Annotated in this window: 15 protein-coding genes, 1 other RNA gene and 2 pseudogenes; 17 read left to right on the top strand and 1 reads right to left on the bottom strand. The window is 42.0% G+C overall.

The window, feature by feature from the left end:
* Nucleotides 1–2725 precede the first annotated feature (2725 nt).
* The 5 genes from AXK38_00325 to AXK38_00345 are packed head-to-tail and all read left to right on the top strand — an operon-like array spanning nucleotide 2726 to nucleotide 5114.
* A complete protein-coding gene (locus AXK38_00325) occupies nucleotides 2726–2926 on the top strand; it encodes a hypothetical protein (GenBank protein AMH87845.1) in 201 nt (66 codons plus the stop codon).
* Between the two features lie 2 nt (nucleotides 2927–2928).
* Nucleotides 2929–3564 carry a hypothetical protein gene (locus tag AXK38_00330; protein AMH87846.1) on the top strand — a complete coding sequence of 212 codons (636 nt, stop codon included), beginning with the start codon at nucleotides 2929–2931 and terminating at the stop codon, nucleotides 3562–3564.
* Nucleotides 3565–3573: 9 nt separating this feature from the next.
* Nucleotides 3574–3852, top strand: a complete 279-nt coding sequence (locus AXK38_00335) for a hypothetical protein (GenBank protein AMH87847.1) — start codon at nucleotides 3574–3576, stop codon at nucleotides 3850–3852.
* A gap of 14 nt (nucleotides 3853–3866) precedes the next feature.
* A complete protein-coding gene (locus tag AXK38_00340) occupies nucleotides 3867–4145 on the top strand; it encodes a holin (GenBank protein AMH87848.1) in 279 nt (92 codons plus the stop codon).
* A 3-nt stretch (nucleotides 4146–4148) separates the two neighbouring features.
* The gene (locus AXK38_00345; GenBank protein AMH87849.1) at nucleotides 4149–5114 is read left to right on the top strand and encodes an autolysin; all 966 of its coding nucleotides are present in this window, start codon (nucleotides 4149–4151) and stop codon (nucleotides 5112–5114) included.
* 92 nt (nucleotides 5115–5206) lie between these two features.
* On the opposite strand, the gene AXK38_00350 is transcribed toward AXK38_00345, so the two are convergent.
* The gene (locus tag AXK38_00350; GenBank protein AMH87850.1) at nucleotides 5207–5398 is read right to left on the bottom strand and encodes a hypothetical protein; all 192 of its coding nucleotides are present in this window, start codon (nucleotides 5396–5398) and stop codon (nucleotides 5207–5209) included.
* A gap of 577 nt (nucleotides 5399–5975) precedes the next feature.
* On the opposite strand from AXK38_00350, the gene AXK38_00355 reads away from it, so the two are divergent.
* The 12 genes and pseudogenes from AXK38_00355 to AXK38_00410 all read left to right on the top strand — a co-directional run bounded on the left by AXK38_00355 (nucleotide 5976) and on the right by AXK38_00410 (nucleotide 14299).
* Complete coding sequence (locus AXK38_00355; GenBank protein ID AMH87851.1) at nucleotides 5976–6443, top strand: deaminase; 468 nt, start codon at nucleotides 5976–5978, stop codon at nucleotides 6441–6443.
* A 32-nt stretch (nucleotides 6444–6475) separates the two neighbouring features.
* An RNA gene (ffs, locus tag AXK38_00360) (signal recognition particle sRNA small type) lies at nucleotides 6476–6573 on the top strand.
* Nucleotides 6574–6629: 56 nt separating this feature from the next.
* Nucleotides 6630–7073 (top strand): deoxyuridine 5'-triphosphate nucleotidohydrolase, encoded by a 444-nt coding sequence (locus tag AXK38_00365; GenBank protein ID AMH87852.1) that lies wholly within the window; start codon nucleotides 6630–6632, stop codon nucleotides 7071–7073.
* Nucleotide 7074: 1 nt separating this feature from the next.
* A complete protein-coding gene (locus AXK38_00370) occupies nucleotides 7075–7590 on the top strand; it encodes a phosphoglycerate mutase (GenBank protein ID AMH87853.1) in 516 nt (171 codons plus the stop codon).
* A 181-nt stretch (nucleotides 7591–7771) separates the two neighbouring features.
* Entirely contained in the window at nucleotides 7772–8965 is a 1194-nt protein-coding gene (locus AXK38_00375) for a DNA repair protein RadA (GenBank protein ID AMH89584.1), read from the top strand.
* A 72-nt stretch (nucleotides 8966–9037) separates the two neighbouring features.
* Nucleotides 9038–9535: a carbonate dehydratase gene (locus tag AXK38_00380; GenBank protein ID AMH87854.1), complete on the top strand. Its 498-nt coding sequence runs from the start codon at nucleotides 9038–9040 to the stop codon at nucleotides 9533–9535.
* A gap of 24 nt (nucleotides 9536–9559) precedes the next feature.
* The gene (locus AXK38_00385) at nucleotides 9560–10375 is read left to right on the top strand and encodes a hypothetical protein (GenBank protein ID AMH87855.1); all 816 of its coding nucleotides are present in this window, start codon (nucleotides 9560–9562) and stop codon (nucleotides 10373–10375) included.
* A gap of 145 nt (nucleotides 10376–10520) precedes the next feature.
* Nucleotides 10521–11489 (top strand): ribose-phosphate pyrophosphokinase, encoded by a 969-nt coding sequence (locus tag AXK38_00390; protein AMH87856.1) that lies wholly within the window; start codon nucleotides 10521–10523, stop codon nucleotides 11487–11489.
* A 120-nt stretch (nucleotides 11490–11609) separates the two neighbouring features.
* Nucleotides 11610–12545: a damage-inducible protein CinA gene (locus AXK38_00395; protein AMH87857.1), complete on the top strand. Its 936-nt coding sequence runs from the start codon at nucleotides 11610–11612 to the stop codon at nucleotides 12543–12545.
* Nucleotide 12546: 1 nt separating this feature from the next.
* Nucleotides 12547–13011 (top strand): annotated as a pseudogene (locus tag AXK38_00400) (damage-inducible protein CinA).
* A 40-nt stretch (nucleotides 13012–13051) separates the two neighbouring features.
* Nucleotides 13052–13401, top strand: a pseudogene (locus tag AXK38_00405) (flagellar assembly protein).
* Nucleotides 13402–13624: 223 nt separating this feature from the next.
* Nucleotides 13625–14299 carry an amylase-binding protein gene (locus AXK38_00410; protein AMH87858.1) on the top strand — a complete coding sequence of 225 codons (675 nt, stop codon included), beginning with the start codon at nucleotides 13625–13627 and terminating at the stop codon, nucleotides 14297–14299.
* The last annotated feature ends 79 nt before the right edge of the window (nucleotides 14300–14378 follow it).

Consider the following 14378-nt stretch of genomic DNA (forward strand, 5'->3'; position numbering starts at 1 on the left):
CAAGAAAATGTCGGGGAGACTTGGACTTTATCGTTTGATCTAAAAATAAATGAAGGGGGCGAGATTCGTCCTCTACATTTTTATCACTATCAAACAAATCGCTTCGGTCTGAAAGCTAGTGCTGACATCACTCCAAGCAGGGAATGGCAGCGATTTACGTTCACAGGTCCAGTTGTTTTTCCAAACGATGACCCTCGTTATTCGAGGGGAGAGATGGCCTTGTATGACTACGGTGGAAATAATAACTATTCCGTTCGTAGAATTAAACTTGAGAAAGGCACTCTAGCTACTGACTGGAGCCCAGCAATCGAAGACACTGATGGTCAGATTTCAGCCGTCGAATCCAACTTCAAACAGCGCGCTGATGCGCTTGATGCTGGAGTGAGGCGTTTGACTGAAGGATTGAGAACCAAAGCGGATATCAGCGCACTCAACGTGACTGCTGAGAATATCCGGCAGTCTGTGAAGAGTCTTGAGACAAACATGCAGAACAAGCTGGATCAGACATTGAGTATGGCTGAATTTGAGGTGCGAGCTGGTTCTATTCGTCAGGAAATCCTGAACTCAACCAAGGACAAGGCAGATAAGACCTTAGTTGTGGCCGAAGCTGGGAAATTGCGAGAAGAATTTTCAAACTTACGGGTTGGAGGTCGGAATTATTATCGAGACTCCGAGAAGATTCGAACAAGTACACGTTTCTTCTCCATTCCCTTACATCCATACCTTACTCAAGAAAATGTAGGTGAAACATGGACTTTATCGTTTGATTTAAAAATTAATGAAGGTGGCGAAATTCGCCCTCTACTTTTTTATCACTATCAAAATAACCGCTTCGGTCTGAAAGCTAGTGCAAATATCACTCCAAGCAAAGAATGGCAACGGTTCACGTTCACAGGTCCAGTTATCTTTTCGAACGACGACCCTCGTTATTCGAGGGGAGAAATGGCTTTATACGATTACGCTGGAAACAATAACTATTCTGTGCGTAGGATTAAATTTGAAAAAGGCACTCTAGCAACAGACTGGAGCCCAGCAATCGAAGACACTGATGGTCTCATCACAGAAGCTAAGGCTACCTTTGAGCGGACAGCTCAGGGGTTGCGAACTGATTTATCAGCTATTCAGGAATATGTCAATAAAGACGGTCAGCGACAGGAATCTCTACAGCGTTACACTCGCGAAGAGAGTGCTAAACAAGCGACAGCAGTCCGTGAGCTGGTCAATCGTGATTTTGTCGGTAAATCAACCTATCAGGAAGATGTGAGAGGTCTTGAGCGTAGGTTTGAAGCGATTATCAACCCACAAAATGGATCAATTGCCACTCAGATTGCCAACTACAAAACAGCAGTAGATGGCAGGTTCACAGATATATCATCTCTACTTTCTGGGAAGGCGAATCAATCCGATTTCCAGCGTGTGAAGGAAACCAGTCAGCTATATGAGCGTATTCTGGGCAATACTGAAAATGGAATTGCAGATAAGGTTGCTCGTATGGCTATGACCAATCAGCTGTTCCAGGTTGAGGTATCTAAGAATGAAGGTCTAAAAACAGTCCAAAGGCAGCTTGCTGACTCATGGTCGGTTCAAAACATCAACAGTGCAGGTGATTTGATTTCAGGAATTAATCTTGGCGCCAATGGACATAACCGCTTCGTTGGTAAGTTGACTCATATAACTGGTGAGACTCTGATTGATAAAGCAGTTATCAAGTCGGCTATGGTTGACAAGCTGAAAACGGCCAATTTTGAAGCTGGTTCGGTGACTACGATTGTATTAGATGCTGAAGCTGTCACAGCTGAAAAACTGAAGGTTGACCAGGCTTTCTTCAATAAGCTTGTCGCAAACGAGGCTTACTTGAGCCAACTCTTTGCTAAGCAAGCATTCATTAACCGTGTTCAGAGTGTTGCGATTGATGCAAGTCAAGTCCGCTCAGGTATTTTAAGCGGTGATAGGATTTACGGTGGGACCATTAGAGGGGCCAGCATTTATGGTGGAACCTTAACAGGTCATACCCAAATTCAACTAGGCTCTTATGGCTCATTTGATACAGTGAATGGTGGTTTACAGATTAACGTTCCACGAAACTATAATGCAAAAGATGGATTGGGTGTCCAGTTCATTGGCTCTTATGGTCGTGGCGAGAATGTCCCTTACGGTCTTTTTGTCTATAAAGATTCTGATTTTACAAGAGGAAATACCGCAACTCCAACAACTGAATTTCTTTTAACAGTTGAAGGTTATATTAAAGCGAATGGAATTGGTTGGATGAGGACTGGGAAAGGGAGCATCAACGGGGGAACAACAGCTACTATTGGTTTTTGGAATTCAAACAATGTCTCTCTTGATTTTGGTGGCTCAGGAAATGATATTTATTATAGTTATAACGGTAAAGCGTACAGTTTGTGGACTATAGTCAATAAGCATTTCTCGGATAGACGTCTGAAAGAGAATATTGTGAATTGCAAGCACAAGGCTCTTGACTATATCCATCAATTCCAATTCAAGGAATACGATTGGAAGAAGCAAGAGGATAGACAGAAACAAGCACACACGAAGATTGGTTTGATTGCCCAAGAGGTCAAAGCAGTGGATCCTACGCTTGTTTACGAGAACGGAGACACGTTGAATCTGGACAATCTCAGACTAACAAACATCGCACTTAAAGCTATTCAGGAGCTTGCTCTTGAAAATAAAATATTAACACAAAGATTGGAGAACTTAGAAAATGAACGCAGAACAGCTTAACCAAGCCTTACAAATGACAATTAGTGAAATGTCAACAGCCTCAACAAATTCAATGATTACAAGTAATCTCTTGAGTATCCAGTTGAATGAGCAAGTTGCAGAGAATCAAAGACTTCAAGCACTAGTGGATGAGCTGGAAGCTCTGCTTGATGAACAAACTAAACCAGCAGAAGGAGAATAGACATGGCAATCAATGGCTATAATTTATCAACAAGACCGTACTTAAGAATTTCTGGCTCAAACGTTGAGACCGTTGTAGAAATTCAACTATCAGAAGGCAACCGCTACAGCACTAACTCACGATCATTCCCCGGAGACCGTACAAATGAATCAGAAGATGTCTTGATTCAAGCGGTGCTTGATATCCTAAAAGCTGAACTAGATCCGGGCAGTGCCATCGTCAAAACACAGGCACAGCTTGAACAAGCTGAGCAGCAGATTGTGCACAACAAGAGCGAGCAGGACAGACTTGCTCAAGTCATCAAGCAAACTGAAGAGAATGAAAAGGTGAACCAAAAGGTCATCCATGTTCTTGTTTTGAACTCTGTCATGAGCAAGAATATTGAGTATGGAACGACTTACAAAGATCTGGTTGAGTTGATTCCACTAGCTGAAGTTGGTAAGACTTACTTACCACACGATCTAATCACCATTGAAGACCCTGAGCACGTTGAAGTGAATGGTGAAGGCAAGCGCATCTTGGTTCAGCTTAACAAGGAATTTACTTACAACGGCGAACCTGTCAGCGAATTTGTGACGAATGGTACTCTGGAACAAAACGGAACTGGTGTTGCTTGGAAATTTGAAGGGAAGGAATAGGAGGTGTATATGCCAGGATATGAACGATTTCTCGTACAGATCTTCATCACCCTTATCCCTGTGATTGGTCTTTATTTTTCGATGAAAGATAAAGCAACCAAACAAGAGAATCGTCTTACGATTTTAGAGAAAGATATCGAAAATCTGAACGAATTCAAGACATCAGCCAACAAGCGGCTCGATAACCACGATGAACAGAATAAGGCTATCTTAGTACTAGCTGAGCAAGTGAAATCGCTTGGTGAAGACGTAAGAGAGCTTAAAAATTTAATTCAAAACAAACAATAAAAGGAGAAATGCACATGATTAACTGGAAAGTACGATTCAACTTAAAAAATAAAACATTCTTATTGCGAGTGGCATTCGCACTAGCTTTGCCAATTCTCGCATATTTTAATCTCAAACTAGAAGATTTGGTCAGTTGGGGAGTCATTTTAGACTTGCTTGGCAAATTCTTTGCGAACCCTTACCTTGTAGGATTAACGATTGTAAACATCTTAAATATCATTCCAGATCCGACAACTAAAGGTCTGACTGACAGCAAGCAAGCACTTGAGTATGAGAATCCAAAGGAGGATTAAACGATGGATATTGATACAAGTAGACTAAGAACTGACTTACCACAAGTGGGGGAGCAACCATATCGTCAGATTCATGCTCATTCAACTGGTAATCCAAACTCAACAGCTCAAAATGAAGCAGACTACCACATGCGCCGTCCTGTTGATTCAGGTTTCTTCTCCCACGTTGTTGGGAACGGCCGTGTAATGCAGACCTGGTATACAGACATGGGAGCCTATGACGTAGGAGGTGGCTGGAACGTTGAAGGATACGGACAAGTTGAACTGATTGAAAGTCATAGCACAAAAGAAGAATTCATGCGCGATTACAAGCTCTATGTTGAGCTTCTGCGGAACCTTGCCGATGAAGCAGGGATTCCGAAAACGCTGGATTCTGATAGCTTGGCTGGAATTAAGACGCACCAATACTGTACGTATAACCAGCCGCGAAATGCAAGCGATCATGTGGATCCATACCCTTATCTGGCCAAATGGGGTATCAGTCGTGAGCAGTTCAAGAAAGACATCGAAGGTGGCCTATCTGAAGCTGGCTGGAAACGCAACAGCACAGGATGGTGGTGGGAGGAGTCAGATGGTTCTTATCCTACGAACTCATGGAAGCAAATCAACAACGAATGGTTCTACTTCGATGAACGTGGATACTGCCTAATCAACCGTTGGTTCAACGATGGTAAAGACTGGTTCTATCTTGATAAACGTGGCGCTATGGTCACAGGCTGGATGTTCCTTAACCATCGCTGGTATTTCTTCAAGTCAGACGGTCGTATGGCCACTGGATGGGTAAAATACCGAGAAACTTGGTATTTTATGGAAGAAAAGGATGGTTATATGCTATCTAAACAGTTCATTAAGTCAGGCGATGGCTGGTACTATTTGAAGGCGAACGGTGAACTTCACACAGACCCAGCCTTCAAAACCGAACCAGACGGGCTTATCACTATAGTTGATAAACCAAAAGAAGAAAAATAAAAACAGAAAGACTTTCAAATTAGATTACACCAACCGCAGGCAATAGCTTGCGGTTTTTTGTTTGCTCAAAATAGAAAAAACAGTGATGGCACTCACTGTTTTTCTTGTAGTGTATGGGCGTAAGAAGTCATGCTGATAGCGTGTTTTAAACGCATGTTCATAATATCTGATACACCGTTTTTATACTTATCTACGGCCTGAATAGATACGCCACAGTTTTTGCTGATAGCATAGGCTGTGGCGTTGTCTAAAAGCCAGCGGATAGCTTTAATATCTACTGACATATATTACCTCATAAAATACCAAACTGCAAATAGGAGTAGAAGAAGTCCAATAATAAATTCAACTTTTTCACGCTTGGTGGTTTTTCTAATTTTTAGATTTACTTTCATTGTTTTTCCTGTTATAATTTAAGTACACCCCCGAAGGGGTGGATAGTGATTTCTCACTATCCAATTTCTAAGTGCCATTCAAAGCTGATTATAAATAAGTTTATTTTGACTACTAGCTTATTTGTTTTTACTTTGAGTGGCTTCTTTTTGAACTTAAACATTTTGTTTTCCTTTCTACTAGTTTCCTTGTCTAAGGTTTCCTCCTTAACCTTATGTATCCATTATACAACTAAAGTTGTATAATGTCAATGGTTTTGATGAAGTTTTTTTAAAATTTTTTCAAAAAAATAGACCTTGTCCAGAGGTCGGGGAATTGGCGGGGACACCCTCCAAGAGCGTTGATTTAATAAGATTTTATTTTACCTTTTTCATAATAATCTCCCTATAGAGTCACCGCATTCGGTGGCTTTTTTTGTGTTGGGATTCATGATATAATAATAAAATCGATAAGTAGGAAAAGAGAAAAGAGATGGATTATACGCTTGAAGAAAAAGAAATCTTTATGAGGGAGGCTTTGAGAGAGGCTGAGATTGCCTTAGAACACGATGAAATTCCAATTGGTTGTGTGATTGTCAAAGATGGGGAAATCATTGGTCGTGGGCATAATGCGCGTGAGGAATTGCAGCGAGCGGTTATGCATGCGGAGATTATGGCAATAGAGAATGCGAACTTGAATGAGGAGAGCTGGCGCTTGCTGGATTGCACGCTTTTTGTGACCATTGAGCCTTGTGTCATGTGTAGTGGGGCGATTGGACTCGCCCGTATTCCAAACGTGGTCTATGGGGCTAAAAACCAGAAATTTGGCGCTGCTGGAAGTTTGTACGATATCTTGACAGATGAGCGTCTCAACCATCGTGTGGAGGTTGAAATAGGAATTTTGGAAGATGAATGCGCAGCTATTATGCAGGACTTTTTTAGAAATAGACGGAAAAAATAATTTTGCTTTTAAAATGAATAGGAATGTGATATAATAAATAGTGGAGCAACAGTTCTGCGTGAAGCGGGTCAGGGGAGGAATCCAGCAGCCCTAAGCGATTTGAATTGTGTGCTCTTTTTTTCGTGCTTTTTCCGAATAAATAAGATAGAATAATCTAGAATAAATGATAGTAGAAAAGAGAAAATTATGAAAATTCGTGGTTTTGAATTGGTTTCGACTTTTACAGATGAAAATTTATTGCCAAAGCGTGAGACAGCGCATGCGGCTGGTTACGATTTAAAGGTTGCAGTGCGCACAGTTATTGCGCCAGGAGAGATTGTCTTGGTTCCGACAGGGGTTAAGGCTTATATGCAGCCGACTGAGGTTCTCTACCTCTATGATCGTTCTTCAAACCCTCGTAAGAAGGGTTTGGTTTTAATTAATTCAGTTGGGGTCATTGATGGGGATTATTATGGAAATCCTGGGAATGAGGGGCATATTTTTGCGCAGATGAAGAATATCACAGATCAAGAAGTTGTTCTTGAAGTTGGAGAACGTGTTGTCCAGGCTGTCTTTGCTCCTTTCTTAATTGCAGATGGAGATGCGGCAGACGGCGTGCGGACTGGTGGATTTGGATCGACTGGGCACTAGGATGAAAATTATCTTTGTACGTCATGGAGAGCCAGATTACCGTGAGTTAGAGGAGCGCTCTTATACGGGATTTGGGATAGATTTGGCACCCTTGTCTGAGAAGGGACGGCAGCAAGCTCAGGAACTGAGCAAAGATCATTTCCTCTCTTCAGCAGAAATAATCGTATCTTCTGCAGTCACAAGAGCTTTAGAAACGGCTTCTTATGTGGCTTGTGCTACGGGACTTCCTTTGAGAGTGGAGCCATTATTGCATGAATGGCAGGTCTATGAAAGTGGAACAGATAATTTTGAAAAAGCTCGTACTATGTTTCTAGAAAATAATGGGGAGTTACTTCCTAATAGTCCTATTCAATATGAGACAGCTACGGAAATGAAGTCTCGTTTTCTAGAATGTATGTCTAAGTATCGAGAACACCAGACTGTGGTAGTTGTTGCTCATCGAATGCTCATGCGCCAGTTTGTACCAAATGAGAAGATTGATTTTTGCCAAGTGATTGAGTGTGAGTTAGAGATATAGAAAGAGGTTTATCATCGCAAAGAAAAAAGCGACATTTGTATGTCAAAATTGTGGGTATAATTCCCCTAAATATCTGGGACGTTGCCCCAACTGTGGATCTTGGTCTTCTTTTGTCGAGGAGATTGAGGTTGCCGAGGTAAAGAATGCGCGTGTGTCCTTGACAGGTGAGAAAACCAAGCCCATGAAACTAGCTGAGGTGACTTCAATCAACGTCAATCGAACCAAGACGGAGATGGAGGAATTCAACCGTGTACTTGGAGGCGGAGTGGTACCGGGAAGTCTCGTCCTCATCGGTGGGGATCCTGGAATCGGGAAATCAACCCTTCTCCTACAAGTCTCAACCCAGTTGTCCCAAGTGGGTACGGTTCTCTACGTCAGTGGGGAGGAGTCTGCCCAGCAGATTAAGCTACGAGCAGAGCGTTTGGGAGATATTGATAGCGAGTTTTATCTCTATGCAGAGACCAATATGCAGAGTGTTCGAGCTGAAGTGGAGCGCATCCATCCAGACTTTCTCATTATTGACTCCATCCAGACCATTATGTCTCCTGAGATTTCAGGGGTGCAGGGGTCTGTTTCTCAAGTGCGTGAGGTAACGGCTGAACTTATGCAGCTGGCCAAAACCAATAACATTGCCATCTTTATCGTAGGCCATGTGACTAAGGAAGGAACCTTGGCTGGTCCGCGTATGTTGGAGCATATGGTAGATACGGTGCTTTACTTTGAAGGGGAACGCCACCACACCTTTCGTATTTTGAGAGCGGTCAAAAATCGTTTTGGTTCTACCAATGAAATTGGGATTTTTGAGATGCAGTCGGGTGGTCTGGTTGAGGTACTCAATCCGAGTCAAGTTTTCCTAGAAGAGCGTTTGGATGGGGCGACTGGTTCCTCCATCGTTGTGACTATGGAAGGGACGCGTCCTATTTTGGCTGAGGTTCAGGCTTTGGTGACACCGACTATGTTTGGAAATGCTAAGCGTACGACGACAGGTCTTGATTTTAACCGTGCTAGCTTGATTATGGCTGTCTTGGAAAAACGAGCAGGTTTTCTCTTGCAAAATCAGGATGCTTATCTCAAATCTGCTGGTGGTGTAAAATTGGATGAGCCTGCTATTGACTTAGCTGTTGCAGTTGCCATTGCTTCGAGCTACAAGGACAAGCCAACCAATCCTCAGGAATGTTTTGTGGGAGAACTTGGCTTGACGGGAGAAATTCGCCGTGTCAATCGTATCGAGCAACGCATCAATGAAGCTGCTAAACTGGGCTTTACTAAGATTTATGTACCTAAGAATTCCTTGACAGGAATCACTCCACCCAAGGAAATTCAGGTCATTGGTGTGACAACGATTCAGGAAGTTTTGAAAAAGGTTTTTGCTTAATCTGTGACAAATCCTCTTAAAAATGATAAGATAGGAGAAATATTTGACTATCAAATTTTCGAGGAGGGAATCATGTCGTATTTTGAACAGTTTATGCAAGCCAATCAGGCTTATGTTGCCCTACATGGGCAGTTAAATCTGCCACTTAAACCCAAAACAAGAGTTGCCATTGTGACCTGTATGGACTCACGTTTGCACGTTGCGCAAGCTCTAGGTTTGGCACTTGGGGATGCTCATATCTTGCGGAATGCAGGTGGTCGAGTGACTGAGGACATGATTCGTTCGCTAGTTATTTCCCAGCAACAGATGGGGACAAGAGAGATTGTGGTGCTGCACCATACAGACTGTGGTGCTCAGACCTTTGAAAATGGTCCTTTTCAGGAGTATTTGAAAGAGGAACTGGGTGTCGACGTGTCAGACCAGGACTTCTTGCCCTTCCAAGATATAGAGGAGAGTGTGCGAGAGGATATGCAAGCCCTTATCGAATCTCCCTTAATACCAGACGATGTCATTATCTCTGGTGCTATTTATGATGTGGATACAGGAAGTATGACAGTCGTAGAATTATAAATACTTCATTTAGAAAGAAAGTGTATGAAGAAAAACAGTATTTTATTTATTTTTATTTTATTGCTCTGTATTGGTTTACAGTATGAAACCATCTACTATACGGACGGTTCGATGTCAGGTGCGGAATATGGACTAATGGGAGTTTCTATCTTTCTAGCTCTCTTTTACATGATTCCGGCTCTTTATTTCCTTTTCCGTATTGGGAAAAAATGGGAATTGCCAAAGAATGCCCTGATTTTGTCTTTATTGGGTGGGATGTTCCTTTCCGGCTGGTTATCTAGCTTTACGAATACCTATATCCATGATTTACTAGGTGTTCTTTTCCCAGATAGTGCATTTTTAAATGCCTTTGAAAGTGCTATTGTGGCTCCTTTGGTAGAAGAACCCTTGAAATTGTTGCCACTTGTCTTTGTTTTGGCTTTGGTTCCTGTACGAAAATTAAAATCTTTGTTTTTACTAGGGATTGCTTCTGGTTTGGGATTCCAAATGATTGAGGATATTGGTTATATTCGTACGGATTTGCCAGAGGGATTTGACTTTACCATTTCGAGAATTTTAGAGCGCATCATCTCAGGAATTGCCTCTCACTGGACTTTTTCAGGTCTGGCTGTAGTGGGTTTTTACTTGCTTTACAGAGCCTATAAAGGACAGAAGGTTGGAAAGAAACAGGGGATTATCTTCCTAAGTTTAGCCTTAGGAACTCACTTCTTGTTTAACTCTCCTTTTGTAGAATTAGAGACAGAGTTGCCACTAGCGATTCCAGTAGTTACAGCCATTACTCTCTATGGTTTTTATCAGGCTTATCGCTTTGTTGAGAAGCACAATGAGTTGATGAACTAGAATATTTTTCAAAAGAATGATGCAGGGGTACAAATATGGTGCCCTTCTTTTATTTTTGATTGAAAAATAGTGCAAAAAGCGCTACAATGGTAGATGGAAAAATCTTGTGAAAAGCACAAGCGATACATATATACCGGAGGAAATCATGTCTTTTTCTGATTTAAAGCTGTTTGCCCTTTCTTCTAATAAAGAATTGGCAGAACGTGTGGCGCAGGAGATTGGGATAGAGTTGGGGAAATCAAGTGTTCGCCAATTTTCAGATGGAGAGATTCAGGTCAACATCGAAGAATCAATCCGTGGGAAACACGTCTTTATCCTACAATCAACTAGTTCGCCTGTAAATGACAATCTGCTTGAAATTTTGATTATGGTAGATGCTTTGAAGCGTGCGAGTGCAGAATCTGTCAATGTTGTTATGCCTTACTATGGGTATGCACGTCAGGATAGAAAGGCGAGAGCGCGTGAGCCAATCACTTCAAAACTTGTCGCAAATATGCTTGAAGTAGCTGGAGTAGATCGTTTATTGACCATCGACTTGCATGCTGCGCAGATTCAAGGGTTCTTTGATATTCCTGTGGATCATTTGATGGGAGCTCCTCTGATTGCGGATTATTTTGAGCGTCGTGGCATGGTTGGTTCTGACTATGTGGTTGTCAGCCCAGACCATGGAGGGGTGACTCGTGCTCGTAAGTTGGCAGAGTTTTTGAAAACATCTATCGCTATCATTGATAAACGTCGTAGCGTTGATAAGATGAATACTAGTGAAGTCATGAACATCATCGGTAAGGTCGAAGGCAAGACTTGTATCTTGATTGATGATATGATTGATACAGCTGGAACGATTTGTCACGCTGCAGATGCCCTTGCAGAAGCTGGTGCTGTTGAAGTCTATGCAAGCTGTACGCACCCAGTTCTATCTGGTCCTGCTATGGACAATATCCAAAAATCAGCTATTAAGAAATTGGTTGTTTTGGATACCATCTATCTGCCAGAAGAACGTTTGATTGATAAGATTGAACAGATTTCAATCGCTCATCTCCTAGGGGATGCTATCGTACGTATCCATGAAAAACGCCCACTTTCTCCACTTTTCAGTATTGAGAAAAAGATTTAATGACCAAGCCTGAGATGATTCTCAGGTTTTTTTCATCTCTTTTCCGAATAAATAGATAGTAGCAGTGAATCTAGCCAATCTAGATTTAAAAATGTGCTATAATGAAAGGAGAGGAAAAGGATGATTCTAAGACATCCGGGCATCAGCCCAACCAATGATTTAGTGGCTAAGAAAATCTTTAGCAATCCAGAAATCACTTGTCAATTTATCCGCGATATGCTGGACTTGCCAGCCAAAAATGTGACGATTTTGGAGGGAAGCAACATTCACGTATTACCTTCCCTGCCGTACTCGGCACAGGATTTTTACACTAGTATAGATGTTTTGGCTGAACTAGATAATGGGACGCAAGTAATTATTGAAATTCAGGTGCATCATCAGAATTTTTTCATCAATCGCCTGTGGGCTTATCTGTGCAGTCAGGTCAATCAAAACCTAGAAAAAATTCGCCAACGGGAAGGTGATACCCATCAGAGTTACAAACACATCGCACCCGTTTATGCTATTGCCATTGTAGATAGTAATTACTTCTCAGATGATTTGGCTTTTCACAGCTTCAGTATGCGAGAGGACACTACAGGTGAAGTCTTAACCATCACAAATAATGGACAAGAAAACCATCTAGTAAAGATGGCATTCTTAGAATTAAGAAAGTACAGAGAAACCAGCAAAGATAAGGTTCGCAAACCGTGGTTGGAGTTTTTCGGCAACAAGCCCTTTACCCAAGAACCCGAGCGAGCCATAAGCCAAGCAGACCAACTGCTGGACTACAAGAGCTGGTCCGAGGAGGACAGGAAGATGTTTAGTCAACTACGTATGCGAGAAGAACAAGCTTTGTTAGCGCAGGGCTATGCCTTGGAAACCGCTAGGGCTGAGGGTATTGAACAAGGTTTAGAGCGTGGCCTTGAACGTGGTCGTGCAGAGGGTCTTGAACGAGGAAAAGTTGAAGGAAGTCTGTCTATGCTACTAAATCTCGTTCGCCAACATCTTCTGACTTCGGAGGTAGCCAGCCAGCAATTAGGCATGACAGTCGCTGAGTTTGAGGCACTCTTGTAAGACTATCACAAATAACGGTCAAGAAAACCATCTAGTCAAGATGGCGTTCTTGGAACTAAAAAAATACAGAGAAACCAGCAAAGACAAGGTTCGCAAGCCGTGGTTGGAGTTTTTTGGGAACAAACCCTTTACCCAGAACCCAGCGCGAGCCATCAGCCAAGCAGACCAACTGCTAGACTACAAAAGCTGGTCCGAGGAGGACAGGAAAATGTTTAGTCAACTACGTATGCGCGAAGAACAAGCCTTGTTAGCACAGGACTATGCCTTGGAAACAGCTAGGGCTAAGGGGATTGAACAAGGTATTGAACAGGGACTGGAGCGTGGACTTGAACGTGGGAAAGTTGAAGGGAGGGAAGAAGGAAAACTCTTTGCCTTCCTAGATATGGTCCGCCAAGGTCTTCTGACAGCTGAGGTTGCTAGTGAACAATTGGGTATGACTGTCGCTGAGTTTGAGACGCTGTTGTAAGACCATCACAAACAATGGGCAGGAAAATCATCTGGTCAAGATGGCATTCTTGGAATTAAAAAAATACAGAGAAACCAGCAAAGACGAGGTTCGCAAGCTGTGGTTAGAGTTTTTTGGGAACAAACCCTTTACCCAAGAACCCGAGCGAGCCATCAGTCGGGCAGACCAACTGCTGGACTATAAAAGCTGGTCCGAGGAGGACAGGAAAATGTTTAGTCAACTACGTATGCGCGAAGAACAAGCCTTGTTAGCACATAACTATGCCTTGGAACGAGCTGAAGAAAAAGGCCTAGAACGTGGTCGTCCAGAGGGTATTGAAGAGGGGGAAAAGTAGGTTTAGCAAATCTCGTTCGTCAAGGCCTTCTAACTTCAGATGTTGCCAGCCAGTAATGATTCGAATAGTCGGGAATATAAAGGATTATTGTTCGTTTGATTGAAATAAGTTAGCTTTTAAGAGTGATTAGAGTTCAACATTTAAAGTTTGGACTGTTTTCTCCAATATTTTCTTAAAAATAAGATAAAAATTGTTGACACCAATTATTTAAGTGGTATAATGGTGGTAGTAAAGAAAACTCTTTACAATCAAATAAAAAATAAAAGAGGAGATAAAACAATGAAAAAAGTTTTATTGACATCAGTAGCAGCTCTTGCAGTATTTTCTGCAGTAGCACCAGTATTCGCACAAGGTGAAAATCCTAATGCTTCTAACCAATTGCTTCAAAAGAAATATGTTTCTGAGCGTGATATCGCTGACGAAGCTAACACACAAGTAGCAGCACATGAGTCTGAAATCCGTGCTGAGGCAGAGCGTCAATTTGCTCAACAAGGTGGTCAAACAGTAGCGGCAGCAGAAAAAGCATTGCAAGACTTCTTGGATTCAGGATACAACGGACATGATTTTTCTGATAAAAAAGCAGCATTGGAAGCAAACATTGCAGCAGCAAAATCAAACCAAAAATTTGAAGATATCTATAATACTGTTCGTAACCGTTATGTTCAAAAATTACAAGAACAATATCGTGCAGCAGCTCAGAAACAAGGTAACTACTGGAATGACGCAACTGGTGTTGAAGATAATAAACCAAACGATGTTCGTAAATCAGAAGATCAAGCTAACCAAACTGGTAAAACTGCTCAAAACGGACAAACAGCTCCATCAGCTACTCCAGAACCAGGTAAACCAGGTGCAGTAGAGCAAGCTAAAAAAGCAGAAGCAGCAGCTAAACAAGCAGGTGCAACAGCTAAAGCTGGTCAAAAAGCTCTTCCAAAAACACACGCTTCTAAATAATTTATTTATTTAATGAAGTAACTAATCACTGAAACTTCGTTTCAGTGATTTTTTTGATAAAAGTAAATAAACAAGGGAG

Origin of the sequence: Streptococcus mitis (assembly GCA_001560895.1) — a bacterium.
GTDB lineage: Bacteria > Bacillota > Bacilli > Lactobacillales > Streptococcaceae > Streptococcus > Streptococcus mitis_Q.